This is a genomic window from Leptospira bandrabouensis, from assembly GCF_004770905.1.
Classification (GTDB): domain Bacteria; phylum Spirochaetota; class Leptospiria; order Leptospirales; family Leptospiraceae; genus Leptospira_A; species Leptospira_A bandrabouensis.
On sequence record NZ_RQHT01000012.1, the window covers coordinates 454,584 to 481,358 of the forward strand.

Sequence of the window (26,775 nt, forward strand, 5' to 3'; positions counted from 1 at the left end):
GGTTAAAAGAATAGGTTTTAACTCGTATGGAAGGCAAGAGAAAAAGAAAATTGTCGGTGGCTATCATCACCTTCAATGAAGAAAAAAATATTGGGGACTGCATCCGCTCCATCGAATCGGTCGCAGATGAAATTATTGTTTTAGATTCCCTAAGTACAGACCGTACAAAAGAAATTGCTACCTCCTTTTCCAAGGTTAAATTTTTTGAATCTCCATTTCCTGGGCATGTAGAACAAAAAAATAAGGCCATAGGTTTTTGTTCCCATGATTGGATTCTTTCTTTGGATGCGGATGAACGAGCAGACCAAACTTTGGTCCATTCGATGGAAACCTTTTTAGAGTCAGAAAATATTTTGGCAGATGGTTATAAAATTGCAAGATTGACCTATCATTTGGGACGTTGGATTCGACACAGTGGTTGGTATCCGCTTCGTAGGTATCGTTTGTTCCGAAAAAATGCCGCCACTTGGGTGGGAGAAAACCCACATGATTACATCGAATTAAAATCTGGTTCTGTTGGCAAAGTCATGAAGGGAGATATCCTTCATTATAGTTTTACAGATTTTAGTCACCAAATCACGACGATCAATCAGTTCTCAAGTATTGTTGCTTATACTCGTTATGCGAAGGGAGAAAGATTCTCTCTTTTTAAAACTTTTTTTAAACCATTTGGGAAATTTTTAGAAATTTATATTTTTAAATTTGGGTTTTTGGATGGAATTCCTGGCCTTTGGATTGCTATAGCCTCATCGTTTTCAACCTTTCTTAAATACGCAAAATTATATGAACTGGATCGTAAACAGATTGATCGCCCGTCCAATATAAGAAAAGAGTATGGCAAAAACTAAAAAAACGTCCAAAGGAAGTTTGTTTTTTCGGATCCTTGCATTTTTCAGATCCAAACGAAAGACAAATAAAAAGGACTCTGTCCAAAGAAAAAAACAACCCAAATCTTTTTCTTTGGAATGGGCGGCTGCATTAGAGAACTGGAAAAAGAAACTCCGCACAAAACAAGTGAGTTCCGGTATCGTGGTTGAAACTCCTAAGTTTCGCTTAACAAAAACAAACGAGAAACTGTTCCGTGCAGAAGGCGAAAACTATTCATTGATTTTGGTTACAGGAAACCATTTGTACAAAAATAAGGAAGATAAGTGGGGAGGGGTCCTTTTTGTAGACGAAGGGGAATTGAATAAAAATCTTTCAAAGGATCTCTCTGGACTCGATGGACTACTTTCTTCACTTTCCATTCCAAAAACAGATTTATTTTTAGAGGCAGATGCTCCTAAAGAAGATTGGAAAGTTGTCCTTTCCTTCGAACGATTTTGGAAAGAACAAATTATCTTACAAATGAAACCAAATTCTATGGCTCTTGCAATGCTTGCAATTGGTGAAGAGTGTCGTGAGTTTTTTGAATCTGTGGCAACAGAGAGACAAAAACGATTGGTGAGAGATGAGTTATTTTATTTAAATTTAGGAAATGGGACAGAGAACAATCCCTATACAAAAGCCAAAAACCTATTTGGGTTTGGTTCTGCACTAATTGAATTTGGAAATACTATCAATTCCGTAAAAGAAAGAAGGGAAAAGGAAAATAATCATGGATCATAAATCACTCATACAAACACAAATTGAGGATTCGATTGCTGTTAAACAACAGTTATTACCACTTCTTTTACCATCCATTGAATCTGCGGGAAAACTTCTTGTGAATTCTTTGAAACAAAATGGATTATTATATTTCTGTGGTAACGGAGGATCCAGTTGTGATGCTTCCCATATTGCAGCAGAACTTGTGGTGCGTTATAAGTCTGGGAATGAAAGAAAAGCAATTCCCGCACTTGCCTTAAATAGTGATCAGGCTGTTCTCACTGCTTGTTCTAACGATTACGGTTACGAATATGTATTTCAAAGACAAGTACAAGCCTTTGGAAAACCTACTGACGTTTTTGTAGGACTTACCACTTCTGGAAATTCGCAAAACATCATTTTGGCGGTGGAGGAAGCTAGAAAAATTGGAATGAAGGTAGTGCTATTTTTAGGTGGTGATGGTGGGAAACTAAAGGGTAAAGCCGATGTGGAAATCATTGTCCCCTCAAAGGTTACTGCAAGAATCCAAGAATGCCATATCCTGATTGGACATATCCTTTGTAGCATCATTGAAAAGGAACTCTTTGGCCTCGATTGATTCAAATGTGATCCAAATCAAAAATGCAACCATCGAAACAAAGGATGGGTTAAAGATTTGGAAGGGAATTACTTTAGAGATACAAAGAGGTTATATCCACGGCATTATCGGTGAGTCGGGTTCGGGAAAGTCAACGCTCGGATTCTCATTGTTTGGGATGGTGCCGAAGGGTTGTCATTTATCCTATGAAAGATTTAGAGTTCTTGGGGAAGATGTTCGTTCTAAAAACCTGGGAACCAAACTTTTTATGGTTCCGCAAAATCCCAATTCAGCTTTCCATCCGTTTCGCACCATCAAAGCACAGGTCCAAGATTTTTTTAAATTATCGGGTTTTGAAAATATTTCTTATGAATCTTTGTTTTTGATTTGGGATCAGTTATCGATTCCTAGAAATCATTGGAAAGTCTATGCAAGGACTTTGTCTGGTGGAGAAAAACAGAGAATTCTACTTTCCTTAGCTTTTTTAAGAACCCCAGAGATTTTGGTATTAGATGAACCTACCACGGGACTCGATGCCTTTTCGGAAAAAATTGTCTTGGAAACCGTCCAAAACCTTGCAAAAATGGGGATGACAGTTGTTTTTATTACACACGAGCTTCGGATCGTCGAAAGTCTGGCCTCTCAAGTTACGATAATGAAACAAGGGGAAGTCATAGAAACCATTTCGGTTCTAAACCACAACCTGGAGCCAAATACAGAATATGGAAAACAACTTAAGGAAGCCTCTCTACTATTTCAGTAATTGGACTTTTCTGTTTTTAGTTCTAATTCCCTCAGTTCTTTTCGCAGAACCTGGATTAAGTCTTAGGTCAGTGGATACGGGTTCGTATCCAGAAGTCAAAATTCGATTCCACTCCAACCATTCTTTTGAATCCCAAGGTTTTGTGATTTCAGAGCAGATGGGTTCCAATTCTCGCCTGACTGATTCCTTTCACCTTCACAAGACAGAAGTGAAAAACCCCGTACATTTATACATTTCGATTCCAAGTTATACCAATGCAGAAGATCGTCGTTGGCTCATACAATTAGCAAACCAATTGGTGAAAGTAAGTGAACAAAGTGGCGGAACATCCAAGTTACAAATTCAGTCGGACGAAAATAAACATTTTTTTGAACGTATTCGCTCAAACGTACTTGATATTTCCTTTCCTTTTCCAAAAGTTCCCCCGCCTAACTATCCCATTCGAAACTGGGAAAATTTCCTTGCGGGGATAAAGAAAAACCAAACCACGGAAGATCATATCCTAGTTTTTGTAAGTTTTTCACCTGAATGGCAAGATCGATTTGAAATTCCAGAACTTGCCAAAAGAATTCGCGAAAAGAATTTACAATTGATAGTGCTCGCACCGAGCAGTTTGGAAGCGACTAAACTTGCCAGTTATGCGAATGGAAGGCATTATCCTATTTCTAAACCGAATAGTTATTCTGAGTTGTTTTCGTATTTACGAGCTTTGGGTGAAACAGATTACGAACTAATTTATGTTTCCCCTTGGAAACTCTCTAGGTGGAAAACAAACTTTGTTTCCGGTGGATTTGCTACAGGTGACCAGGGCATTCGCTTAGAATTTCAATATGAACTTTCCTTTTTAAAAAGTTTATATTTACATTTATCTGATCCTTTGTTTTTCTTTCCTGTTAGTTTTTTTCTCATTTTTCTTTGTTTGGCGGCATTGTATTATTTGCGTGGGTATGAAGAACCACGCCCAGGTTTGGTAACCCTTCCCAACCAAGAGTCTGATTTTTCGGAAAGGAAGGAAGAACTCGAAGTTTATGACAGGATGTATGGGGAAACCATGGAGAAGGCCGCGCGCGATCGAGAAATCGCTGTTGCCATTGCAGAAAAAGAATCACTTCCAGGTGTATCCTATTCCTATGCGGTCCTTATGCGAAAAGATTCTAATCATAATCCGATTCAATACGTATTGCAGTTTGATGAAGTGACCATTGGAAGTTGGGAATCTAACCACTTGGTACTTGATGATCCGAATGTTGCGGGAATTCATGCAAAGATAAAAAATAAAAAGGGAAAGTATATATTGTTTGATTGTGTCTCCGAAACTGGGGTATACTTAAATGGAAAAAAATTACTTCGTCCTAAAGTTCTTCATAATTTAGATGAAATTCAAATTGGGAAAACGATTCTTTCGTTTCGAGGCAGGTAGAGTTATGGTTCGGATGATACAAATGAGACTCGTTTTCCTTTTGGTTGTTTCTTTGATTTTTTCTACTCTGTTTTGTTCGGGAAAAACAGCAAATAACGATGCCACAACTTCTCTATTACTTGCCAAAGAATCAGGTGAAAACGGATGTACTGTGGCAGGACTTGGAACTCAAATCAAAGCAGGTTATACAGGAATTACTACGACAGCTAAAACAGTATCTTTTTCCCTTTCGGGTGATACTCACTATGCGGTGTTGCAAATTGCAGGTGCCCAAATTGCCACAAGAGTCGTACTTTCACGTTATGCGAAAGTTGCAATTTATGTTTCGAGTAGTTGTCCTCTGGATTTATCCTCAGCAGTATTAGCTAAAGAAGGTACAGAATATACTAAGGTAGACTCACCGGCTACCATCATCAATTTTACAAAATCGGGAAGTTATTTAATTTATCTTTACCAAAAAGAAGATCCTACCACAAACCCGTTGACCGTTCTTACCGATGGAACACCCGTCCAAGCGATTTCCGATTCGGATTTGACGGACATACTGAATGGAGGTTCCACAAAAACATTTAAGTTTGCCTGTAATTTGGGTTCGGGAGTTTGTCAGAATTACTACGGGTTTCTGACAAGCTGTCTTTCGGGAACGAAACAAACATCCAAATGTACAGAAACCAGTGCTGTCGGTTCTTGTAAAGTCACTCAGTCCAGTGTAGGATTTATCATTAGCGTGTATACAGCTCCTCTGACTGGTGGAGGTGGGGGAACTGCGGCTGCCAATTGCACTGGTCTTTCTGGAACCTATGTGGATGGGGCTACCATCCAAACCCCTTAGAACTTATCTATTTTTTCAAATTCCCTGGACATACCACCCCATGTCCGAGTTATGACTGGAAGTGGGGGAGTCTAGTTATGAAAACCATGTTTGAGAAGATTTGGAATGACCATTTGGTTCACGAGGAAGATGGAACCTGCCTCATCTATATTGATAGACACCTTGTCCATGAGGTAACAAGCCCACAGGCTTTTGAAAGTTTAAAACTAACAAACAGAAAAGTGCGTAGACCAGACGCAACTTTTGCTACGATGGACCACAACGTATCCACAAGAACTCGGGATTGGAAATCTGTAGATCCCATCTCTGTCCTTCAGATGCAAACTCTTATGGACAATTGTAAAGAAAACGGAATTACATTATTTGATATCAACCATCCGGACAATGGAATTGTCCACGTGGTGGCACCAGAACTTGGTTTAACTCATCCTGGTATGACCATTGTTTGTGGGGATTCCCATACAGCCACTCATGGTGCTTTTGGAGCTCTTGCTTTTGGAATCGGAACCTCAGAAGTAGAACATGTTTTGGCAACACAAACTCTTGTCCAAAAGAAACCAAAAACTTTAGAGATTCGAGTGGATGGAAAATTATCTCCCCTTGTTTCTGCAAAAGACATAGTCCTTGCCATCATTGGTAAAATTGGCACTGATGGGGCAACAGGATACGTGATTGAATTTACAGGAGAGGCCATTCGTTCTCTCAGTATGGAAGGTCGTATGACCATTTGTAATATGGCGATTGAAGCGGGTGCTCGTGCCGGTCTCATTTCTCCCGATGACACTACTATTAATTATATTAAAGGAAGAGATTTTGCTCCTAAAGGTGATGCCTTTGAAGTAGCAGCTGCTAAATGGAGAGCTTATGCTACTGATGCTGGTGCTAAGTTTGATAAAACAGTAATACTCAATGCGAGTGAAATTGCACCTATGGTTTCTTGGGGAACCTCACCTGGCCAAGTCATTCCTGTAACAAACGTAGTTCCAAGTCCTTCTGATTTCACAGATCCTGTGCAAAAAAAATCAGCAGAGTCCGCTCTTGCTTATATGGATTTAAAACCGGGTCAAAAACTATCGGATGTTAAGGTAAATAAAGTATTTATTGGTTCTTGTACGAACTCAAGGATCGAAGACCTTCGTGTGGTAGCAAATACAGTCAAAGGTAAAAAAGTCAGTAAAGATGTAGAAGCCATCATTGTTCCAGGTTCTGGTCGCGTGAAACGACAAGCCGAACAGGAAGGCCTAGATAAAATCTTTTTAGAAGCTGGATTCCAATGGCGTAATCCTGGTTGTTCTATGTGTCTTGCCATGAATGACGATGTTTTATCGCCAGGTGATCGTTGTGCTTCCACTTCCAACAGAAACTTTGAAGGAAGACAGGGGAAAGGGGGACGCACCCATTTAGTCGGACCAGCAATGGCAGCGGCCGTGGCAGTGGAAGGACATTTTGTAGACATTCGGGAGTGGAAATAAGATGAAAGCATTTACAAAGTTAAAAGGAATCGCGGCTCTTTTAGATAAGGCAAACGTAGACACAGACCAAATCATTCCTAAACAATTCCTTCGCAAAATTGAAAGGTCAGGCTTTGGCCAACATCTATTCCATGACTGGCGATTTTTGGATGACGCTGGTAAAAAACCAAATCCAGAATTTGTTTTGAATGCAGAAAGATACAAAGGTGCCAATATCCTTGTCACAAGAGATAACTTTGGATGCGGATCTTCCAGAGAACATGCTCCTTGGGCCTTAGAAGATTACGGATTCCGTTCCATCATCTCTCCTTCCTATGCAGATATTTTTTATAATAACTGTTTTAAAAATGGAATGTTACCCATTGTTTTATCGGAGAGCCAAGTAGAAGAAATTTTCCAGGCCATCGATAAAAAACCAGGTGCCAACTTGGAAATCGATTTGGAAAACCAAGTGGTCATTACCGAAGAAGGGAAAAAATATCCGTTTGAAGTGGATGCATTTCGTAAACACTGTTTGCTCAATGGTTTGGATGATATTGGACTGACTCTCCAAAAAGCAGATTTTATTCAAAAATTTGAGGAAAAGAACCAAAAAGAAGTTCCCTGGTTGTATGCAAAGACTGTATAATCGCCGTATGAAACTGTTTTCAATTTTACTCGGATTTTTACTCGTATCAACCAGTCTTTTTGCTGATGAACTTTTGATCCAGGACACCAAACAGGGGTTAGGGAGAGAAGCCATTCGCGGAACTACGGTTGTGGTTCATTACACAGGAAAGTTAACCAATGGAAAAGTATTTGATTCTTCTCTTGATCGCGGCGAACCTTTTAGTTTTCAATTGGGCCAAGGACAAGTCATCCAAGGTTGGGAAAGAGGCATCGTGGGAATGAAAGAAGGTGGGAAACGAAAACTGACGATCCCTCCACAATATGGATACGGCGCACGCGCAGTTGGTCCCATTCCTGCCAACTCAACTCTTGTATTTGATGTGGAACTGATTAAAGTAAAATAAATGATAGATCCAATTTCCAAAGGCATCGATGACTTAGGCAACAGCTTACTTCAGGCTTTGAACAATGTACAAGGTATCTTTGGAAAGGAACTTTCTGTTGCCAAACCCATTGTAGACAATGTCCTCCAACTGATTGGCAATACCCCTCTCATTCGGTTGAATCGGATTGGTTCTGAATATACAGGGGTTCAGTTTTATCTAAAAGCTGAATTTTTAAATCCTACTGGCTCTGCGAAAGACAGAACTGCTATTGCGATGTATTTGGATGCCGAAAAAAGAGGGAAACTAAAAAAAGGAATGTCTGTAGTGCTTGTTGGTGCTGGATCTTCCTCGGTTAGTTTCACTTGGATTGGAAAAGTAAAAGGATATCCTGTATTCTGTTTGGTTCCACTGCAAACTTCCCCAGAGCGCATCCAGTTATTACGTAGTTACGGGGCAGAAGTGACTGTCACCAATGAATCAGATTTGGGCCGTCTTTCTGAACTTGCAGAAGATAAAGCTAAAAAGTTAGGTGGATGGATTCCTGATGAAGCATCCAATCCAGCAAATCCCAATTTTCATTTCAAAACGACAGGTCCTGAGATCTGGAGAGACTTACAAGGGAAAGTGGGAGCTGTGATTTCGGCACCGGGATCCGGTGGAGCGATCACTGGAATTGGGCGATTTTTAAAATCACAAGACCGCCGGGTGAAAGTCATTATTGCGGGAAAACAAAACTCGCCTTTTATGGAATATGGAAAAACTGACAATCCAAAAGAAAGAGAAAGAATCCAACTTCCTGCCGTTTATGATCCCAAATTAATTGATCATTATTTTCATGTGACGAAAGATGAAGCCTTACACCTGCAAGCTGACCTTTACGAAAAGGAAGGAATTTTTGCAGGACTTACCACGGGGACAGTCATCACAGGAGCTCTTAGGTTTTCGGAATCTATTCCTGAGTCCGAAAGAAACGAAAGAAATCCTTTTAATATCGTGATTTTATCCCCTGATCGGGATTAAGGTTTTTCGCTAAACAGTTTTTTTAGTTCTTCAAGAGAACTTTTTGCTACGGTTTCGCCTAATTGGATAAATTCCGCACTCCGCCAAAACTCAAACCAATTGGAATTGGGTAGAATTGGATTCAAATACACATCTGCTTCCTGTGCACTGTATTTTCCAATTCGATACTGCAGGGAATACAAACTATTTACAATAATATCGAGAACATTCAAATTCAATAGTTTGTTTGTTTTCATCTCATCTTTGGAACTAGGCATGGAATTGATGGCGATGATTTTCTGAATTCCTTCTTGGGTAAGAGCAGAAACGGGAAGAGGGTTCACAATTCCACCATCTACATAGGTTTTTCCGTTTTCTTGGGGTTGGGGTACAAACACTCCTGGGATTGAGATACTTGCCATCACTGCATCTAATACCTTTCCTTCGGAGAGGACAATCTCTTGTCTTGTGGAAATATCACAACTAATGAGTCTTAGTTTGATCGGCAGGTCTTCAAAATATAAATCCCCCAAATATTTTTCAAGAAGTGACCTAACATGTTTTCCATGTAAAAGTCCTTGGCCAGGAAAAGACAGGTCCACAAGTTTAAACATTTTGAATATACTATCAATTTCACCAAGTAGTGGTAAGATCCCTTTATAACCTAGGCCACTAGCCCAAAAGGCACCAATGATTGCACCAATACTTGTTCCTGCAATCATATCGGGAATGATTCCTTCTTCCTCCATAACTTTCATGATTCCGACTTGGGCAAGACCTAATGCCGCACCGCCCCCGAGGGCCACACCCATTTGGACTCCCGAAAGTTCTCTTGCTTTCCGCCGGATATAAATTTCCCATTTCCCGTGATCGACGATATCTCGAATATTTGTTTCATGGTAGAAAATTTCGTTTTCTTTGGATTCTTTTGTAATGGAATCGCAGAGATTGTTTTTTTTATCATTTGATAGATAGTTTTCTATATGATCAGCTTCTTCGATTAACAGTCGTTTGAGTTCTTCGTCCGTATCAGGAAAAACTTCTAAAAAAATAAAGGAATGACTGGCATAATGTTTTCCTAAGGTTTCTTTAATACGTTCCGAATCTTTAAATTTATAAGACTTTTGGTATGGATTTTCAGTTTGTCCATTTTGCGTAAAATGGAGAACCACAGATTTTTTTCCTGATTCCTCTTCGATGGATTTTACTAAATCTTTTGCTAAATGGTCTTTTGCCATCGGGTCAGAATGCACCAAACAAACGACGGAATTACGAAAGTATTCCCTTCCTCCAAGTAGTTCACCTCGAAGAGACTTGGTTAACATTTTAGAAAAGGTGATCGATAAATAAGGTATTTTTTGGATTAACTTTTGAAACTCTGTTTGGGATAAAACTAAAAACCTAGATTCGGAAACTGTAACTGCTGTATGACTATGTTTTTCTCCAGTGAGTAGGGATTGGATTCCAAAATACTCCCCTTTTTTCAGGTATTGTACTTCTTCTTCGCGTTTGCCTTCTCCTTTTTTGGGAAGAAACAATTTAATCCCACCAGACAAAATTAAAAATAAACTTCGGTTTCCATCTCCCGCACTGAAAAGAACCTCTTCGCGTTCGGATTCGACAATATGAACCGCCTCGGCCACCCAAACCTTTTCTTTTTTCGATAAACTTCGGAATAGGGGTAAGCTGGAAACGAGGTGAATTTTCCCTTCTAAATCTTTCATAAGGACCTTTTCCACCAGAGTTTCAGATAGGAAAGAGAGAGAAATTTCGTTTTTTATACGTTTCTAAAAATTTTCGTTGACTATCTATATGTTAAGTAGTAGATATATGTTTAGTAAACAGGAGTCTATATGATCACACATTTGAAAATTAAAGATTTTGCACTCTTCGAATCCTTAGAACTTTCCCTTTCGGATGGTCTCACTGTCTTCACTGGTGAATCCGGTGCAGGAAAATCCTTAATTTTCGATGCATTGGCTTCTCTCTTTGGGGGACGGTGTTCGACAGCGAACATTCGCCAAGGAAAAGATCGTTATTCATTACAGGCAGTCCTTTCCCTTGCGGGGCAAAACTTGGCCAAAGATTATTTGATGGAACAAGGCTTTCGTTATACAGGAGATGAAATTGTAATCACCAAAGAACTGATGAAAGATGGAAAAGCAAGGGTTAAAATTGGTGAGAGTTTAGCATCTACCTCTCACTTACGTGAGCTTGGGAAAACTATGGCAGAGATTCATTGTCAGAATGAACAACTCTTTCTACTAGAAAAATCCAACCAATTAGAATTTTTAGATCGTTATGGCAATTTGGAATCTTTAAAATTTAAATTCAAATCTGCTTTACAGCAATATCGACATTGGAAACAGAAACTCATTGATTTTGAAGAAACCAGAAGGACTATGCTTAAACGGAAAGAAATCCTCGAATATGAAATCGAAGAGATTGAATCCGTTTCTCCCAAAGAAGGCGAAGACGAAAGTTTATCTACTGAAGAATCTCTATTAGCAAATGGAGAAAAATTAGCAGAAAACTATCGTTTGGTGTTAGAGGAGTTGGTAGAAAAAGAAAATTCCATTTTGAAAGTTTTTCCAACCTTAATCCACGCCATCCAAAAAGTTTCCATTTTAGTTCCAGAAAAAAAGGAAATGTTAGAAGAATGGGAAGAGGTATATGACAGATTAAAATCCCTGAAATCAGTCATCAGGGAGGAAGAAGAAGAACTTTTTTTTAGTCCAGAAAGGTTGGATATGGTTCAGTCCAGACTCCAAGATATAAAAAAACTAAAGAAAAAATACAACGTTAGTCTTACAGAAATCAATCTATTGTTAGAAGAGAAAAAAGCAGAGTTAGAACGTTGGAATGAACAAGCTGGGGATGAAGATTTTTTAAGAATCAAAAAAGACCAATGCCTTGCTGAGTTGAAAGAACTTGGATTTCAGCTTTCTAAGTTGCGCCGCAATGTGATTTCCCAGTTCGAAGAAGATGTCCAAAAAGAAATGGCTGATTTGGGGTTGGAAGGTGGCAAGCTCCAGGTAGTTCTTCGTTGGGAGGAGAACCCAGAGGGTGAGGTGGAAGAAGGTTCCAAGTCTTATTTTCTTTCTGAGTCTGGCCTAGACCAAATCGAGTTTTACTTCAGCGCCAATCCAGGGGAAAAACCACGCCCACTCAGAAAAGTTGCTTCGGGAGGGGAATTGTCACGGGTCATGCTGGCACTTCGTAGTGTCCTTGGAAAACAGGCACCTTCTCCGCAAATGTTAGTTTTGGATGAGGTGGATACCGGACTCGGTGGCGAGGCAGCGGAGGCAATGGCAACAAAGCTTAAAAAACTAGCAAGAAACTCACAAATCCTTCTCATCACACATACGCAGCAAGTGGCGGCTACCGGCCACCACCAAATCAAAATCGAAAAACGTCAGGAAGGTGGTAGGACAGTGTCTTATGCCTCACTCCTTGACTTTGAGGAAAGGAAAAGGGAACTGGCGCGGATGATTGGTGGTAAACAACTGACCTCTGCGGTGCTTAAAGCGGCGACAGATTTACTGATGAAAAAAGCGGGGTAGTGTCGTAAAAATAGTATTTGGCGAAAAAGGGAAGACTGAAAACTCTATTCGTAATCCTTCAATGGGGTCCCATTCATGTTTTTTCCTTTCGCTAAATCAGATTCAATCATTTCCTCGGTTCCTCCGCAAACCATTCCTATTTTAATCATCTTTGTATCCATCGTAGGTTTTACGATCATAGTGGAGAGACTTGTATATTTCTTCCGACTGAAAGCGATTCCTCAGGATCACTTTCGTCGTGTCAGAGAACTTGCTCGGGAACAAAAATGGGATGAAGCCAAGGACATACTTGGTCAAGACATTCAGTCTCCTGCTGCAGTTCTTTTGCGAATGGCATTTGACCTCAAAAGACGTGGAGTCCAGTTTTGGGAGGAAGACATTCGCCAAGAAGGATTCCGCCAAATTTATCTAATGGAAAGATATTTAACAGGTCTTGGTACTATTGCCACCATAGCTCCGTTACTCGGGGTTCTTGGGACAGTCATCGGGATTGTTCGATCCTTTGCAGAAGGTGCCGGAACCCAAGGTGCAGAAGTTGGTATTTCGGAAGCCTTAATTACCACTGCAATGGGACTTGGAATCGCCATTCCTGCTTACATTTTTTATAATCTTTTCTCTCGTATGAAAGAGGAAAGAATTACAGAAATGGAAAACGTTACTGATTTGGTGTTACCACACCTAAACAAATAAACAAACTAAATGAAATTTCGCAAAACGCAAAAATCATTTAATAACATCGAGCTTGCACCTCTCATTGATGTTATCTCCTTTATAGTGATTTATTTTTTGATGAATGCAACTTTAGAGAAAAACACTGCTTTGAAAGTAGAGTTACCGCGCTCTTCTAGTGTTGCTAAAGAAAAACAAAAAGATGAACTTGTGATCACTGTAGATAAACAAGGTAAAATATATTTAGATCAAAATTCGGAAGCGGTTCCGCTAGAAGGACTTACCGAAAAGATCAACGGATTTCTTGGTCCTGAAAAAGAAAGAGATCCTAAAAAAAACAAAGTCATTATTCGTGGAGATGGTGGTGCGTCCTACCAAGTTGTGGTTAAGGTAATCGATGCAGTTAATGCTGCGGGTGTTAGTCGCTTTAACTTAGCAATGGTAAAAGGCACATCTAAGTGATTCTTTGAATATTCGAAAAAAAATAAAATTTGTAAGTTTCTTTGTTTTATCTCTCCTGTTACTTGTTTCGGCAGAGTGGGTATCCCTTTGGTCGAATCGATCTATATATATAGATAAAGTCATTACCAAAATTGAGTTTAAAGGAAATATCAATACTTCCTCAGACGATATTTTGGATTTGATGGATATGCGTCCAGGGATTCAACTTTCTCAAGGACTTTTGAATGCCGATATGCGCGCATTATTTGTTTCTGGATATTTTTATCATATTGATATCCAAGGAGAGGCAGATGGTGATGGCGTAAAAATCTTAGTTGTAGTTAAAGAAAGACCGCGAGTCAAAGATATTGATTTTATCGGTGCCGATGAAGTATTTCCTTCAGACTTAAGAGATAAAATTCCATTAAAAGAAAACGAAGTCATTACGCCGAAAAAAGTAACTCTTTCCAAAGAAGTGATTTTGAAAAAGTATCGCGATGAAGGTTTTTTCTTAGCTTATGTTCGTTTTGAGACAGAACCGGTAAACCCTGAGACTAATACTGTTAAGGTGAAGTTTATTATCGATGAGGGTGAGGAAATCCCCGTCAGTAAAATTAACATCTTTGGAAACAGTGAAATAGATACTTATGATATCCAAGGGATCATGGATCTAAAAGAAAGTGGTATTATAGAATCGGGAGTATTTAAGGAATCTGCATTTGAATCTGATAAACAAAAAATAGCCGCTTATTTAAAATCCAAAGGATATGTAGATGCTGAGCTAAGCAACGAAGGAACTAATTGGGAAATTCGCTGGGAAAATCCACAAAAGAAAGACAAACGTGTTGTTATTGTTAATTTTAAAATCATAGAAGGTGAACAATACTTTTACAACGGTTACTCCACAAGTCATGATATGACCATAGCACCCAATGGGATGCCACAATTTTTGAATAAAGAAAATAACCCTGTTGGCACACCAAAAGAGGAATGGTCTCCGGTTTACCCCATAAAGTATTTGGAGGATCAATTTGAATTTGCGCCTTCCGATGTGGGTGAAGTATTTGATGAAACCAAATTCCAAAAAGACCGAGCTTCAATTAACGAAGCTTATTCGGCAAAAGGTTATCTATTCGCTCAGGTAATTCCGCGAAGAAAGGTAATCGAACTAAGTGAAGGCTCTATCTCTCGTTATGAAAATTGTGACAAAAGAGGTAGTGCCGATGCCATTGCTGATTGTAATGAAGAACATAGCCGTTTGAACGTTGCCAAACTCAGAAAGATTTATGAAGAAGAACCGAAGTTAAGAGGAAAAAAATTCATTCATGTGGATTTTACCATTCGTGAAAATAATCTAGCGTTTATCGAAAATATTATCATCAAAGGAAACAAAAAAACGCAAGATAGAGTGGTTCGTCGTGAACTCCTTTTTAAACCTGGAGACCTTTTTAACTCCACTCTTGTAAACAGATCCAGGGAACGTATTTTTAACTTAGGGTATTTTAAAGAAGTAAACTTTAATATGCGACCAGGTTCCGACGAAACCAAAATGAACTTGATTATCGAACTTGTGGAACAACCAACAGGAACGGTTTCGATGGGTGGTGGTTATGGAACCATTACAGGTTTTTCTATCTTTACTCAATTAGGTGAAAATAACTTAAACGGAACGGGCCAACAGATCAATGGTCGTGTGGAGTTTGGACCTATCCGAAGATATTTACAAATTTCCTGGACAGAACCTTGGTTTATGGACAAACCTTGGTCACTCACACTCTCTGCATTTTATTCTTCTAGAACTTTGTTTGTGGGTGCTACTTCCATTACAGAAAACAACAACCAAGGGATTAAAGAAGTTGCCTCCTATGAACGTTCGGGTGTGGGTGTGAGTGCTGGTCTTGGGCACCGTTTTCTCATTAACTGGACACACTTTCATCGTTATTCGCCTTCCTTTTTTGCATCGACAAGGCCTACCTCGCTGGTATCGGATCAAGTATTGGCGGAAGTGGACCGTGGTTGGCAATTTCGTTCTCAGTTGACCAATGGTATCGCTTATGATAGCCGCGATAACGTATTTAACTCTACGCAGGGGTTCAATTTAATTTTTTCTGTAGATAACGTAGGGCAATTTCTTGGTGGAGAATCTCACTTCGACCAATTTAGTCCAATTTTAGAATATTATCATACCTGGTTTGATTATACGTTTTTTGGCCTTATTCGTAAAAACGCTCTTAGGCGATGGCGTGTGGTTCAACAGTTTAGGACTTCTTCTGTTTTTACATTTGAAAGGACACCGAAATACAAAGCACAAGATAAAGAAAGAATTCCTTATATTCAGGTGCAAGATCGTTTGTTCCTCGGTGGGTATGAATCTCTCCGTGGTTGGTTTTTTGATGATAAATACTATCCTGATGAATGGAAGGACGGTGCTTCGAGTAGGGTACTTTTTACCTCGGAACTTCGTTTTCCGATCGAACCTTCTTTACTCTGGTTTGTAGTTTTCTTCGACGGTGGAGCTATGTATGAACAAATCAATCGGGCCGTCGGGGAAAGAAAAGAATTCTTTAAGAACTATGATTCACTCGTTCGTGCACAGCGGGCTTCGGAACCAGTGGAAACTTATTTATACGAAAATTATAATTCATACGGACAAAAACTACCCGAATCACCACTCGTGGTGAATGATCCAGGAAATTTGGTACTTTCTAGTAAAAATCTATCGATGCAAAACTTCCGATTTTCTTGGGGTTTTGGACTTAGGATTCAAATTCCTGTATTACCTCTTCGTTTGTATTTTGCGCAGAGAATCCGTTATACGGGAGTGGAAGATAGACCTTTTGGACTTTATCCCGATAACAATAGTTTCCAATTTGTATTTGGTATTGGGGATATGCGGTTCTAAGTGGAGTTAGTTGGACTCAATGCAGAGCAAAAAAAAGCAGTTGAATCGGTAGAGGGACCATTACTGATTCTTGCAGGTGCGGGCTCGGGAAAAACTCGAGTGATTACTTACCGGATTGCAAATTTAATTTTAAATCATAAGGTTTATCCAAACCAAATTCTTGCTGTTACTTTTACGAATAAAGCTGCCGAAGAAATGCGCAGTCGCTGCCGGAGTTTGTTACCCGAAGGAAACGGAGAACCATTGGTTCGAACTTTTCACTCTCTTTGTTTGTATTTATTAAGACGAGAAGGAAAGGCCCTGGGGCTTGGGAATAACTTTACCGTTTATGACAGTGATATGCAAGAATCCCTTATCAAAGAAATTCTAAAATCCAAAGATATGGATACAAAGGAATTTCGTCCTTCCAGTTTAGCTAATATTTTTTCTCAAGCAAAGGATTCATTTTTAACCGCTGAAGAGTATGCCAAAAAAAAAGCAGATGATTCTTATACCAAAACAATCGCTTCTGTTTTTTTAGAATATGAAAAACGAAAAACATTGCGAAATGCGTTGGATTTTGGAGACCTGATCCTAAAAACCGTGATTTTATTTAGAGATTTCCCAGTTATTTTGGAAAAATACCAAAGGTTATGGAAATACATCATGGTAGATGAATACCAAGATACCAATAAAATCCAATACCATTTAGTCCAATCACTTTCTTCCTTTCATAAAAATCTATGTGTGGTTGGGGATGATGACCAATCCATTTACTCCTGGCGTGGTGCAGATATTTCGAATATTCTAAACTTCAAAAAGGATTACCCCGACGCGGTTGTTGTTAAATTAGAAGAAAATTATAGATCTACTAAAACCATCATTGAAACTGCAGCTGCTTTAATTTCCAATAATAAACAAAGAACAAATAAAACCCTTAGGACAGAAAATCCTTTGGGAGATAAAATCAAACTCACTTCTTATCAAAATGAAATGGAAGAAGCGGAAGGGATTGTTCAAAAAATTCAATTGGGAGTAAGAAAGGGCCAAAAGTATTCCAATTTTGCCGTATTCTACAGAACCAATTCCCAATCTAGATACTTTGAAGAGGCACTTAGAAAAAGAGCCATTCCCTATAAGATTTTTGGCGGGTTTCGATTTTTTGACAGAAAAGAAGTAAAGGATTTAATCGCTTATTTGTCAGTGGTAGTCAATCCAGTAGATTCCACATCTCTACTTCGAATTATCAACTCACCGCCTCGTGGTATTGGTGAAACAACTGTGAGTCGACTCTTATCTCATTCTGTTAATGAAGGTGTTTCTTTGTTTGAGTGTTTAGGAAAGGCAGTTCCAGAAATCAAAAAAGGCACCTTGCAAAAGTTAACTTCTTTGCATCGAATGTTTGATTCGGCAATGGAAGACCTTGGTAAAAAAACTCCTTCCGAGATTGCTTATGAAGTTTTGGAACATTCCGGGTATAGGGAATTTTTAGAAAATGAAGGAACAGAAGATTCCTTTTCTAGGCTTTCCAATTTAAATGAATTTGTAAATGCACTAAAAGAATTTGAGGAAAATAATCCAGAGGCCACACTAGAAGAATATCTTGCTAATATTTCTCTCATCACAAGTGAAGACAATACTAAAGATTTACCTGATTATGTGATTCTAATGACTGTTCACAATGCCAAGGGACTAGAGTTCCAACATGTTTTTATGGCTGGAATGGAAGAGGGAACCTTTCCTCATTTTCTGTCGATTGATTCTCCTGATGGATTAGAAGAAGAGAGAAGGTTGGCTTATGTGGCAATCACTCGGGCCCGAAAAAATTTAGAGATTAGTTTTTCTCGGTTTACCAGAAAATTTGGAGATGTGGATGCAAGGCTTCCTTCACAATTTTTGGAGGAGTTACCTAGTGAATTCATAGATGGTGAATTTACTGAAAATCGTTATGGAGTGAGAAGACCCGAATTTACGCCGAGAGCCGAAAGGTTTAAAAAATCTGAAGAAAAATTCGAATCCGTGCAGGCGAAAGTGGGTGATGGTGATTTCCAAGTGGGAACCAAGGTTCGTCATAAAGTCTACGGAGATGGACGAATTTTATCCATTTCTGGATCCGGAGACAATCGAAAAGTGGAAGTTCGATTTGGCTCTCATTTAGATAAAAAATTCTTATTGGCATATACACCATTAGAGATAATTTCATAAACAAGAAGAGGAATGACTATGAAGCGGTTTTGGATTTTAAGTATGATTGCATTGTTTCCTGTAACTTTGGTTTTTGCGCAGCAGAACTCTGGTTTGGCGGAAGAGTTTACAAAGTTAGAAGATTATCTTAGGAATCCAAAACTTACTGAGGAACAGAAAAAAAAGAATTTTGAAGCCAATATGGTTAGTTCTGTCCGAAGTACTCTTTCAAAACGATTGGTGAATCCAAAAAAAGAATTAAAAGATCTTAAATTTCAGGACTTACAAACGGAACGTCCAGAAGGCACTAACACATTTTTTGTAAAGTATAAGAATTATTATTTTCAATACCAATTCCCTGTGGATCCAGAAACTTATGTGACTTCCCCCTCTGAGGAAATTGTTTTAGAAAAACCTGAAGGTTTGGATTTAGGATCCAACGCTCATAAAGAAGAAAAAAAGAACTAGGATTATAAATTAGGACGGAATGGAAGAAAACGATTTTAGGGAAGTTTGGCGGTGGGTTTTATCTGTTGGAGATTCCATTCTTTCCATTTACAAATCGGACTTTCAGATTCGTGATAAAGGTGGGAATGATCCCGTTACCGAAGCTGATTTATTTGCTAGTGAATTTCTTTTCGAAAAAATCTCAACTAGGTTTCCGAGTCATGGTTTTTTGTCAGAAGAAAAAACAGATTCAGCAATTCGATTAGAGAAAGAATGGGTTTGGATTTTAGATCCTATTGATGGCACTCGTGAGTTTGTTAAAAAGAATGATCAGTTTGCTCTAAGTTTGGGTCTTGTACGAAATGGAGAGGCCATTTGGGGTGTGATTTTTAATCCAGCAACAGGTGAGTTTTTTTCTAAAAATCGAAATACCTTTTTTGCAAAACTTCAACCTCCTTTTGCTACAGAAGAGAATTTTAGAACTTTAGTTGTGGAAAGTACTTCCGTATTACATCCGTTAGAGGAAGCAGTGCCGATCGCAAGTAAGCCGGTTTTACTTGTTTCCTTATCGGAAATGAAAGAAGGTTTATTTGCCGATTCCTTTTGGCAGGATGATTTTCAGATTCGTTCTATGGGTAGTATTGCCTATAAGTTAGGGCTACTTTCTGCCGGTTTTATAGACCTAATTGTTTCTTTAAAACCTAAAAATGAATGGGATATTTGTGGTGGAATTGCTCTACTCGATGAAGAGAATTTTACTTGTTTTCCATTAAAAGATAATGAATATCATTTCAACCAAAAGAACACACTTTCTTATGGTTTGGTTGCGGGAAAAAAATCGGCAGTTCAATATTTGGAATCAAAAATTGACTTCCATCAACTGTCGCTTAAGGTAAAGGAACGATGGTAAGAACCAAACGAATTGGCCTTGATGCCAGGCCGCTTTCTACTCGTGTTTCTGGTGTGGGCCGGCTTATTGCAGAAACCTTAAAGGCTTTTCCTCATAAAGACGAATATGATTTCATTTTGTTTTCCCATTTACCAATTCACGAAGACCATAAAGCCGTATTGGATTTACCTAATGTAACTTGGGTATCCGGTGGCGGTTTCTTAAAATGGAAGGGGGGATTGTATTATAATTTTTACATTCCTTTTTATTTGTTCAGTCATAGGTTTGATTTGTTTTGGGGTTCCCAACAGGTATTACCACCTTTTTTGCCAAAGGCACTTCGTGCTGTTTTAACATACTGCGATTTAGTTTTATACTTATACCCTGAAACTATGCGTTGGATCGCTAAAGTTCAACAAAGACTGTTCCAAAGTTATTCTGTTAGGCGGTCAAGTTTTATACTTTCTATCTCAAAACAAACGAGCGATGATATGTGCCGTAAGTTCGGATACCCAATAGAAAAAACAGGTGTATCTTATCCCGGTGTGAATCCTACGGAAATGTTAAAACTTTTGGAATCAAAACCTTCTAATCGTGTGACGGACTTAGGTAATGATTTTTTGTTATCTGTTTCGACGATTGAACCAAGAAAAAATTATCCATTTTTATTAGAAGTATTTCGAGAATATCGTAAATTGGACCCCCATCATTACCGTCCTTGGGTGATCGTAGGAAAAATTGGTTGGGAGTCCTCTGAGTTTATAGAGGAACTTTTACAAGAACGTGCCTTATATAAGGACATACATATTTTAGATTCTGTATCTGATTCTGAATTACAACATATTTATAAAAAAGCAGGTTTGTTTGCCTTCGCCAGTAAATATGAAGGATTCGGAATTCCTATGGTGGAAGCAATCTTTCATGGATTGAATTGTGTTGTTTCTGATATTCCCACTTTTCACGAAATTGGAAAACAAGGAGTTACTTATCTACCTTATAAAACCAAAGAAGATGCAAAACTTTGGGCAGAGGCGATCAAAAAACATTTTGAGAATCCTAAACCACTGGATATATCGATTTCTGAATTTACTTGGGAAAACGCAGCCAAAATCACGGAGGAAGTTTTTAGAAAAGTTTTAGAGGAAGGAGAATAGGCCGTTTTTTTTTGTGACCACGCCTGAATAAAGAATTTTGGATTTGTCTGACTTTGGAAGAACGTGCAAATGAAACCGGTCTTTTGTCATGGCTTGGATTTCACATTCCCAGTCGGCATCTTTTGCAATCAGTTTGATTCGGTCGCAAAGCACTTCCGATTCCAATATCCAAGTGAGAGAAAATTCAGATTTCCCTCGTTTGAAAAGGGATTTGATTTCCTTTGTATTTGCTTTCCAAATAACAGTTGTTTCATCTCCTGATTCGTATGGTTGGATCGTAGACGGAATCATAGAAATTCCTTTTCCTTTCCAGTTTCCCTTTACGTAATCATTCCATTCGTCTAAGTTGGAAAAGTAATTATAAATTAATGAATTCAAACAGGAAAACCAAAACTTTGAGATACGTTAAATCCAGTTTTTATCTGATCTTTCTTCTTTCTCTCCTTTTTTGTAAACCACAAGGAGAACCTGATGATTTTTATCCAGAACCTCTGACCAATGTGGACGGCGCTACGGAACGTATGGAAACTTTTAAGGGTAAGGTCCTTGTTTTGGATTTTTGGGCCACTTGGTGTGAGCCTTGCGCGAAGGCTGTTCCCACCATCAACCAGTGGAAGTCTTCGGTTTCCGAAAAGGATTTTGTCTTTCGAGGGATTAATACTGATACATCGGAACCTATAGAAAAAATCAAAAAAGATATGGAACGTTTGAAGATGAGTTACCCCACCTTACTGGATAAAGACTGGAAATTGACAGATTTCTATCACGTCGAAGGAATTCCTTGTCTCCTTGTCTTTGATAGGTCCGGTAAGATTGTGTATCGGCAGTATGGATTGGTAGGATCGGACCTTTCGGGGCTTGTCATTCGTTCTCATGTATGGGCTGCGTCCGATCTGCCATAATTGTGCAATGCGAAACAACATTTTGATTTTCCTTTGATTTCAATGACAAGATTGAAAATGTCTTGACTCATGTTCTTTAAAAAAGTCCCTTAAAGATACCTTTTTACGTTTTCTTTTGAGAAAGGAGTCAGAATAATGCCAGCCAATTTGCCCGAACTCTTCCAGCAGAGTGCTGAAAAATTTGGGAACCGCCCCGCGTTCGTCAGTAAAGACGAATCTAAATCCTATCAACCCGTCACTTTTAAAGAAGTATATGATCTTGGTATCAACTTAGCAGAAGCTCTCATTGATTTGGGAGTAGCTGCAAAAGAAAATGTTGCCTTGCTTGCCGATAACCGATTGGAATGGATTGTTTCCGATTATGGAATCCTCATGGCCGGTGCTGCAGACGTTCCACGCGGAACAGACATTACCGATTCAGAAATTGCTTATATTCTAAACCATTGTGAAGCAAAGGTGATTTTTCTTGAGAACGATAAAATGCTCGAGAAATTTCAAAAGAACCGCTCTCAATTAGAATTTGCTAAAACTCTCATTGTTATGGATAAAAAATCCACAGCAACTGGTGTATTAAAACTTTATGATCTAATTGAAAAGGGAAAAGAACTTCGCGCCAAAGGTTCTAAAAAAGCAGAAGAGCGAATGAAAGCCATTGCTCCTGATGACCTTTTTACAATCATTTATACTTCTGGAACCACAGGGATGCCAAAAGGTGTTATGTTAAAACATAGCAACATGATCCACCAAACCTCTGTGATCTTAGGAAGTATGATCGAAATTAAGGAAGACGAAAGAATGTTGTCTATCCTTCCTGTGTGGCACGTATTTGAAAGAGTATTTGAATACTTAGCCATCGCTGCAGGTTGTGCTACATATTATACCAACGTCCGTGATTTGCGAGATGACATGAAAAAGGCAAAACCTACTTTTATGGCTTCTGCTCCAAGACTTTGGGAAAGTATCTACAACGGAATTTATACAAGAATTAATGATCCAAAACAAACTCCTGCGATTCGTCGTGGTTTGTTTAATATGGCTTATTTTTTCTCCAAACACTTCAATGCGGCTACAAGGTTTTTAAAAGGAAACCAAGTGGATTACGTGGGAAGAAATCCTATTGTTTCTTTATTCAAAGGTTTCTACTACTTAATTGTTGCAATTGTCCTTGCGATTCCTTATTTCCTTTTGGATTTGGTTGTACTTTCCAAAATTCGTGAGGCTACTGGTGGGGAACTAAAAGCTTCCGTATCTGGTGGTGGAGCTCTACAAAGACATGTGGATGCTTTCTTCAATGATATTGGAATCAATGTTTTGGAAGGGTATGGAATGACAGAAACTTCACCGGTCATCTCGGTTCGTACTTTCAAAAAATTAGTCCAAGGTTCTGTTGGGGTGATCACTCCAGAAACTTCGGTGCAAATCCGAGATGATTTGGGAAAGGTTCTCACGCATGTGGATGCCAACCAAAAACTCATTTCTGGAAAATACGGAGCACGTGGGGTCATCCATATCCGTGGACCTCAAGTGATGAAAGGGTATTACAAAAACCCAGAAACTACGGCAAAAGTTCTAAAGGATGGTTGGATGGATACAGGAGATATTGGAATGTTCAATTTCAAGAAAACCCTGACCATCACAGGCCGTGCCAAAGATACAGTGGTTCTCCTTGGCGGGGAAAACGTAGAGCCGGTTCCAATTGAAGACAAACTCACTGAGTCTCCTTACATTGCACAAGTGATGGTGATTGGACAAGACCAAAAGAACTTGGGTGCGCTTGTGGTTCCTGATTTTGAAAAATTGACGGAGTGGGCCAAAGAAAACGGAATTTCTGAGACTGACAAACAGAAACTCATTGAAAATCCGAAGGTTCTTGATTTCTACAAAAAGGAAATCAAAGCTCTCAACAATACGAAAACGGGATTTAAGTCTTTTGAGCAAGTGACTCCGTTCATCCTCATTACCAAGCCTTTTGAAGTGGGTGATGAATTGACCAACCTTTTCAAAATGAAACGCCACTTGATCACAGAAAAATACAAAGACAAAATTGCTGCTTTGTATGCTGCCGATTAAGTAAATTTAATTCCTAACCGCCTGGTTCACAGGCGGTTTTTCCTCTTCCCTTTTTCCCTTCCCGTCGATATTCTAACTGTGAATCGACCGGACGGATCTTTAGTTTCCTCATCTACAGGCGTTTTTTACCCCTACCAACACCAGGACTTTTATGCGATGGATTCCTTGTTTTTATCTCCGTTGAAACAAGAAGAAGTTTGGGACTTCCAATCGGTGAGCCAAGTCCATTTGGGATTTTTAGGATTTTTAACATTAAGAAGTTTTTTACGAGAGAGTTTGTCTTTACCCAAACTCCAAGTGAAGGGACTTTCCAAATTTTGGAAAACATACTTAGCCAAAGTAAATTTTTTAGGCAAAGGGGTTCCTTGGGAATCTCAAGAATTTATCCCCAATTTAGTTTCTGATTCACCTATCCCTGCACTTTCGTTGGGTGGAAAGGGACATTGGTCCTGTGAATTTCACTGGGAAAAACAGGAGAAAGACACAACTTCAGTTTTCTTTTCCGCTACCAACAAACAAAGCGAAGGTGATATTGCCATTAGTGATTTGATGAAAGATTTTTTGCAATATTCACAAACCGATCACTACTTGGAACGTGCATATATTCGCAAAGAAAACTCTAGTTATTTGTATTTAAATTCTAAAGAAACAAACCCTCGGGTTTTCTTTCGAGACAATCCAACTGATATGCCTGAATTTTTGTTTTTAGTAGCTGAGTTAAAAACTAAATCACCTATTCACCCAAATTAAGTCCAAGTAAAACCGTCTTTAAAAGATCGGCTTTGGTTTCTAATTGGGTGGTTTCCAAAATCGTTTGTTTGGTTTTAAAATCAAAGTAGATGAGTGAAGCTATAAAATCAACGGGATAAGGATGAACCAAAATTTGATTCATTTTAAGGATTAAATCTTCCTCGGCACCTTCGGCAAGTAAGATTCGTTTGGTGAGAACAAGTAATTCTTCAATTTTCTCTTTTAAGGTTTCCGAAACATTTTTATTCCTTTGATGTTCCCTGCGGACAATTTGTGCGATATAAAATGGTTCTGTGGAATCTAAACTGACAATTTCAGCAGTTCCAATTCCTTCTAAAATAATATTGGATCTCCCATCTGATAAAGATTCTCTTTGGATGATATGACCATATCCCACCACTTCTGGAATGGGGGGAAAACCTGGTCCTACCCAATTTTTGGGATAGGGAGCCATTCCCATTTCCCCACCGTTTTCTATACAAAAATCTAACATCATCCGGTACCTGGGTTCAAAGATATGGAGAGGCAAAAACATTCCCGGAAACAGAAATACATCTGGCAAGGGAAATAGAGGTAAGGGGAAGGTTGACACAGAGAAAGGTTTTAGATTCTATGTTTAGTTGTAAACCAATTCAAGGATCTGGCTTTGTTGAAAATTAAGAAAACTTCACTTCGTAAATCTTTCGAAGATTTAAACAAAATCAAAGTGCTTGTGATTGGAGATTTGATTTTAGATGAATATTTGATTGGTTCTGTGGAACGAATTTCTCCGGAAGCCCCTGTCCCTGTGGTTTGGGTTCGAAACGAAAAACAATCCTTAGGTGGATCGGGAAACGTGGTACAGAATTTATCTGCCATCGGAGTCTCGGGGGTAGTCTTTGGAAGGATTGGCGAGGACCAAGCAGGGGATTCTTTAGAAGGGCTTTTACTCAAAAATTCAGTTTCCAAAGAAGATTTAGTTTTATTAAAATCCAAAAACCTTCCTACAATTTTAAAAACAAGGATCATTGCCACCCACCAACAGATTTGCCGAGTAGACCGGGAGGAAGTGGTTCCTCTCTCAAAAGAGGAAGAAAGTTCCGTTCTCAATCAATTGGAGATAAAACTAAAAGAATGTTCTGCTGTCATTTTATCAGATTATGATAAAGGATATCTCACACCTTCCCTCATTCAGTCCGTCATTGCCCTTTGTAATCAAAAAAATAAAATTGTGACGGTAGACCCGCAGGTCAGTCATTTTTTCTTATATAAAAACATCCATATCATGACCCCAAACCACCATGAAGCTGGGAAGGCACTTGGAAAAAAACTTCTGAGTGATTCTGAAATTGAATCTGCCTGTCGGGAAATTTCAGAAAAACTTACACCCGATGCCATGATGATCACTCGCGGAGAAAAAGGAATGTCCATTTATGAAAGAAAAACGGATTCCTTTTATCATATCCCCACAGTTGCCAAAGAAGTCTTTGATGTAACCGGTGCGGGGGACACTGTCATTACCACTTACACTGCTTTTGTGGCAACAGGAATGTCCATAGCCGATGCTGCTCTTATATCCAATGTGAGTGCTGGAATCGTAGTTGGTAAGTTAGGTGCTGCTACGGTCACACAAACGGAAATTGAAGAGGCCCTGCAAACTCTTGGATATTTGGATGTAACCACATGAGTTATTACGATCAAGTCCAATCCAAAATTGTTCCCTTCGATCAAATTGAATCCAAAAGAAAGTCACTCGAAGGCAAACGAATTGTTTTTACCAATGGCTGTTTTGATATTTTACATCCTGGCCATGTGAGTTACTTAGCCCAAGCAAGAGACTTAGGGGATATATTGTGGATTGGCGTGAATGAAGATGCCAGTGTTAGGCGACTGAAAGGCGAATCTCGTCCCATCAATTCTTGTGAAGACCGAATGTTCGTTCTTGCTGGACTCTTATCTGTGGATTTTGTATCTTCCTTTGCTGAAGATACCCCGCTCGAAATTTTGAAAAAAGTAAAACCATCTGTCCATTCCAAAGGGGGAGACTACCAAGTGGAAACCCTGCCGGAATACCAAATTTTAAAAGAGATGGGTGCGGATATTCAAATTTTGCCTTTTGTGAGTGGAAAATCCACTACCAAGATTTTAGAAAAAGCTAAATCTCCTTCCTAAACGTATTGATTTTGGACCCAAATCCCGCC

At 39.0% G+C, this 26,775-nt stretch carries 26 protein-coding genes; 23 read left to right on the forward strand and 3 right to left on the reverse strand.

Features of this window, described 5'->3' with window-relative positions:
- The first annotated feature begins 26 nt into the window (after positions 1 to 26).
- From EHR07_RS05830 to EHR07_RS05875, 10 genes are all read left to right on the forward strand, one after another.
- On the forward strand, positions 27 to 848 hold the full coding sequence (locus tag EHR07_RS05830; RefSeq protein ID WP_135744203.1) for a glycosyltransferase family 2 protein: 822 nt from the start codon (positions 27 to 29) through the stop codon (positions 846 to 848).
- On the forward strand, positions 835 to 1,608 hold the full coding sequence (locus tag EHR07_RS05835) for an LBBP_01157 family protein (RefSeq protein WP_135744204.1): 774 nt from the start codon (positions 835 to 837) through the stop codon (positions 1,606 to 1,608). Before EHR07_RS05830 ends, EHR07_RS05835 begins: the two co-directional genes overlap by 14 nt.
- Positions 1,598 to 2,185, forward strand: coding sequence for an SIS domain-containing protein (locus EHR07_RS05840; RefSeq protein ID WP_135744205.1), 588 nt, complete (start codon positions 1,598 to 1,600; stop codon positions 2,183 to 2,185). The genes EHR07_RS05835 and EHR07_RS05840 overlap by 11 nt, the downstream gene beginning before the upstream one ends.
- Entirely contained in the window at positions 2,172 to 2,927 is a 756-nt protein-coding gene (locus EHR07_RS05845; RefSeq protein WP_135744206.1) for an ATP-binding cassette domain-containing protein, read from the forward strand. Before EHR07_RS05840 ends, EHR07_RS05845 begins: the two co-directional genes overlap by 14 nt.
- Positions 2,887 to 4,347 carry an FHA domain-containing protein gene (locus tag EHR07_RS05850; protein ID WP_135744207.1) on the forward strand — a complete coding sequence of 487 codons (1,461 nt, stop codon included), beginning with the start codon at positions 2,887 to 2,889 and terminating at the stop codon, positions 4,345 to 4,347. Before EHR07_RS05845 ends, EHR07_RS05850 begins: the two co-directional genes overlap by 41 nt.
- Before the next feature lie 22 nt (positions 4,348 to 4,369).
- Positions 4,370 to 5,179 carry a hypothetical protein gene (locus tag EHR07_RS05855; protein ID WP_409035727.1) on the forward strand — a complete coding sequence of 270 codons (810 nt, stop codon included), beginning with the start codon at positions 4,370 to 4,372 and terminating at the stop codon, positions 5,177 to 5,179.
- 77 nt (positions 5,180 to 5,256) lie between these two features.
- Positions 5,257 to 6,651, forward strand: coding sequence for a 3-isopropylmalate dehydratase large subunit (gene leuC / locus EHR07_RS05860; RefSeq protein WP_135744208.1), 1,395 nt, complete (start codon positions 5,257 to 5,259; stop codon positions 6,649 to 6,651).
- Between the two features lies 1 nt (position 6,652).
- On the forward strand, positions 6,653 to 7,279 hold the full coding sequence (leuD, locus tag EHR07_RS05865) for a 3-isopropylmalate dehydratase small subunit (protein WP_135569680.1): 627 nt from the start codon (positions 6,653 to 6,655) through the stop codon (positions 7,277 to 7,279).
- Between the two features lie 7 nt (positions 7,280 to 7,286).
- Positions 7,287 to 7,664 (forward strand): FKBP-type peptidyl-prolyl cis-trans isomerase, encoded by a 378-nt coding sequence (locus EHR07_RS05870; protein WP_135744209.1) that lies wholly within the window; start codon positions 7,287 to 7,289, stop codon positions 7,662 to 7,664.
- Positions 7,665 to 8,666: a PLP-dependent cysteine synthase family protein gene (locus EHR07_RS05875; protein ID WP_135744210.1), complete on the forward strand. Its 1,002-nt coding sequence runs from the start codon at positions 7,665 to 7,667 to the stop codon at positions 8,664 to 8,666.
- Here the strand turns inward: EHR07_RS05875 and EHR07_RS05880 are convergent.
- Positions 8,663 to 10,369 (reverse strand): patatin-like phospholipase family protein, encoded by a 1,707-nt coding sequence (locus EHR07_RS05880; protein ID WP_135744211.1) that lies wholly within the window; start codon positions 10,367 to 10,369, stop codon positions 8,663 to 8,665. The two genes, EHR07_RS05875 and EHR07_RS05880, sit on opposite strands and share 4 nt — an antisense overlap.
- Before the next feature lie 129 nt (positions 10,370 to 10,498).
- Here EHR07_RS05880 and recN point away from each other — a divergent pair, with 129 nt between their 5' ends.
- The 8 genes from recN (at position 10,499) to EHR07_RS05920 (ending at position 20,873) form a co-directional block, all read left to right on the forward strand.
- Entirely contained in the window at positions 10,499 to 12,208 is a 1,710-nt protein-coding gene (recN, locus tag EHR07_RS05885; RefSeq protein WP_135744212.1) for a DNA repair protein RecN, read from the forward strand.
- Positions 12,209 to 12,283: 75 nt separating this feature from the next.
- Entirely contained in the window at positions 12,284 to 12,898 is a 615-nt protein-coding gene (locus EHR07_RS05890) for a MotA/TolQ/ExbB proton channel family protein (RefSeq protein WP_135744213.1), read from the forward strand.
- A gap of 9 nt (positions 12,899 to 12,907) precedes the next feature.
- On the forward strand, positions 12,908 to 13,339 hold the full coding sequence (locus EHR07_RS05895; protein ID WP_135744214.1) for an ExbD/TolR family protein: 432 nt from the start codon (positions 12,908 to 12,910) through the stop codon (positions 13,337 to 13,339).
- A gap of 4 nt (positions 13,340 to 13,343) precedes the next feature.
- Positions 13,344 to 16,220, forward strand: a complete 2,877-nt coding sequence (locus tag EHR07_RS05900; RefSeq protein WP_135744215.1) for a BamA/OMP85 family outer membrane protein — start codon at positions 13,344 to 13,346, stop codon at positions 16,218 to 16,220.
- A complete protein-coding gene (locus tag EHR07_RS05905; protein WP_135744216.1) occupies positions 16,221 to 18,404 on the forward strand; it encodes an ATP-dependent helicase in 2,184 nt (727 codons plus the stop codon).
- An 18-nt stretch (positions 18,405 to 18,422) separates the two neighbouring features.
- The gene (locus tag EHR07_RS05910) at positions 18,423 to 18,851 is read left to right on the forward strand and encodes an LIC11625 family surface-exposed protein (protein WP_135744217.1); all 429 of its coding nucleotides are present in this window, start codon (positions 18,423 to 18,425) and stop codon (positions 18,849 to 18,851) included.
- Positions 18,852 to 18,870: 19 nt separating this feature from the next.
- Positions 18,871 to 19,740 carry a 3'(2'),5'-bisphosphate nucleotidase CysQ gene (locus EHR07_RS05915; protein WP_135744218.1) on the forward strand — a complete coding sequence of 290 codons (870 nt, stop codon included), beginning with the start codon at positions 18,871 to 18,873 and terminating at the stop codon, positions 19,738 to 19,740.
- Complete coding sequence (locus EHR07_RS05920) at positions 19,734 to 20,873, forward strand: glycosyltransferase family 4 protein (RefSeq protein ID WP_135744219.1); 1,140 nt, start codon at positions 19,734 to 19,736, stop codon at positions 20,871 to 20,873. Before EHR07_RS05915 ends, EHR07_RS05920 begins: the two co-directional genes overlap by 7 nt.
- Here EHR07_RS05920 and EHR07_RS05925 read toward each other — a convergent pair.
- Positions 20,856 to 21,251, reverse strand: a complete 396-nt coding sequence (locus EHR07_RS05925; RefSeq protein ID WP_238753955.1) for a hypothetical protein — start codon at positions 21,249 to 21,251, stop codon at positions 20,856 to 20,858. The two genes, EHR07_RS05920 and EHR07_RS05925, sit on opposite strands and share 18 nt — an antisense overlap.
- Here EHR07_RS05925 and EHR07_RS05930 point away from each other — a divergent pair.
- The 3 genes from EHR07_RS05930 to EHR07_RS05940 all read left to right on the forward strand — a co-directional run bounded on the left by EHR07_RS05930 (position 21,242) and on the right by EHR07_RS05940 (position 24,595).
- Positions 21,242 to 21,775 (forward strand): TlpA family protein disulfide reductase, encoded by a 534-nt coding sequence (locus tag EHR07_RS05930; RefSeq protein WP_135744220.1) that lies wholly within the window; start codon positions 21,242 to 21,244, stop codon positions 21,773 to 21,775. The genes EHR07_RS05925 and EHR07_RS05930 overlap by 10 nt on opposite strands.
- Before the next feature lie 135 nt (positions 21,776 to 21,910).
- Complete coding sequence (locus tag EHR07_RS05935; protein WP_135744221.1) at positions 21,911 to 23,845, forward strand: AMP-dependent synthetase/ligase; 1,935 nt, start codon at positions 21,911 to 21,913, stop codon at positions 23,843 to 23,845.
- A 78-nt stretch (positions 23,846 to 23,923) separates the two neighbouring features.
- Positions 23,924 to 24,595 carry an LIC11631 family protein gene (locus EHR07_RS05940; protein ID WP_135744222.1) on the forward strand — a complete coding sequence of 224 codons (672 nt, stop codon included), beginning with the start codon at positions 23,924 to 23,926 and terminating at the stop codon, positions 24,593 to 24,595.
- On the opposite strand, the gene EHR07_RS05945 is transcribed toward EHR07_RS05940, so the two are convergent.
- A complete protein-coding gene (locus EHR07_RS05945) occupies positions 24,579 to 25,130 on the reverse strand; it encodes an LON peptidase substrate-binding domain-containing protein (protein WP_238754011.1) in 552 nt (183 codons plus the stop codon). The two genes, EHR07_RS05940 and EHR07_RS05945, sit on opposite strands and share 17 nt — an antisense overlap.
- Before the next feature lie 114 nt (positions 25,131 to 25,244).
- On the opposite strand from EHR07_RS05945, the gene rfaE1 reads away from it, so the two are divergent.
- Positions 25,245 to 26,261: a D-glycero-beta-D-manno-heptose-7-phosphate kinase gene (gene rfaE1, locus EHR07_RS05950; RefSeq protein WP_135744403.1), complete on the forward strand. Its 1,017-nt coding sequence runs from the start codon at positions 25,245 to 25,247 to the stop codon at positions 26,259 to 26,261.
- Complete coding sequence (rfaE2, locus tag EHR07_RS05955; protein WP_135744224.1) at positions 26,258 to 26,746, forward strand: D-glycero-beta-D-manno-heptose 1-phosphate adenylyltransferase; 489 nt, start codon at positions 26,258 to 26,260, stop codon at positions 26,744 to 26,746. The genes rfaE1 and rfaE2 overlap by 4 nt, the downstream gene beginning before the upstream one ends.
- The last annotated feature ends 29 nt before the right edge of the window (positions 26,747 to 26,775 follow it).

Coding starts and splice junctions, on each gene's coding strand:
- EHR07_RS05830 (WP_135744203.1), top strand. CDS start 27: ATGGAAGGCAAGAGAAAAAGAAAATTGTCGGTGGCTATCATCACCTTC.
- EHR07_RS05835 (WP_135744204.1), top strand. CDS start 835: ATGGCAAAAACTAAAAAAACGTCCAAAGGAAGTTTGTTTTTTCGGATC.
- EHR07_RS05840 (WP_135744205.1), top strand. CDS start 1,598: ATGGATCATAAATCACTCATACAAACACAAATTGAGGATTCGATTGCT.
- EHR07_RS05850 (WP_135744207.1), top strand. CDS start 2,887: ATGGAAAACAACTTAAGGAAGCCTCTCTACTATTTCAGTAATTGGACT.
- EHR07_RS05855 (WP_409035727.1), top strand. CDS start 4,370: ATGAGACTCGTTTTCCTTTTGGTTGTTTCTTTGATTTTTTCTACTCTG.
- leuC (WP_135744208.1), top strand. CDS start 5,257: ATGAAAACCATGTTTGAGAAGATTTGGAATGACCATTTGGTTCACGAG.
- leuD (WP_135569680.1), top strand. CDS start 6,653: ATGAAAGCATTTACAAAGTTAAAAGGAATCGCGGCTCTTTTAGATAAG.
- EHR07_RS05870 (WP_135744209.1), top strand. CDS start 7,287: ATGAAACTGTTTTCAATTTTACTCGGATTTTTACTCGTATCAACCAGT.
- EHR07_RS05875 (WP_135744210.1), top strand. CDS start 7,665: ATGATAGATCCAATTTCCAAAGGCATCGATGACTTAGGCAACAGCTTA.
- EHR07_RS05880 (WP_135744211.1), bottom strand. CDS start 10,369: ATGAAAGATTTAGAAGGGAAAATTCACCTCGTTTCCAGCTTACCCCTA.
- recN (WP_135744212.1), top strand. CDS start 10,499: ATGATCACACATTTGAAAATTAAAGATTTTGCACTCTTCGAATCCTTA.
- EHR07_RS05890 (WP_135744213.1), top strand. CDS start 12,284: ATGTTTTTTCCTTTCGCTAAATCAGATTCAATCATTTCCTCGGTTCCT.
- EHR07_RS05895 (WP_135744214.1), top strand. CDS start 12,908: ATGAAATTTCGCAAAACGCAAAAATCATTTAATAACATCGAGCTTGCA.
- EHR07_RS05910 (WP_135744217.1), top strand. CDS start 18,423: ATGAAGCGGTTTTGGATTTTAAGTATGATTGCATTGTTTCCTGTAACT.
- EHR07_RS05915 (WP_135744218.1), top strand. CDS start 18,871: ATGGAAGAAAACGATTTTAGGGAAGTTTGGCGGTGGGTTTTATCTGTT.
- EHR07_RS05920 (WP_135744219.1), top strand. CDS start 19,734: ATGGTAAGAACCAAACGAATTGGCCTTGATGCCAGGCCGCTTTCTACT.
- EHR07_RS05930 (WP_135744220.1), top strand. CDS start 21,242: ATGAATTCAAACAGGAAAACCAAAACTTTGAGATACGTTAAATCCAGT.
- EHR07_RS05935 (WP_135744221.1), top strand. CDS start 21,911: ATGCCAGCCAATTTGCCCGAACTCTTCCAGCAGAGTGCTGAAAAATTT.
- EHR07_RS05945 (WP_238754011.1), bottom strand. CDS start 25,130: ATGTTTTTGCCTCTCCATATCTTTGAACCCAGGTACCGGATGATGTTA.
- rfaE2 (WP_135744224.1), top strand. CDS start 26,258: ATGAGTTATTACGATCAAGTCCAATCCAAAATTGTTCCCTTCGATCAA.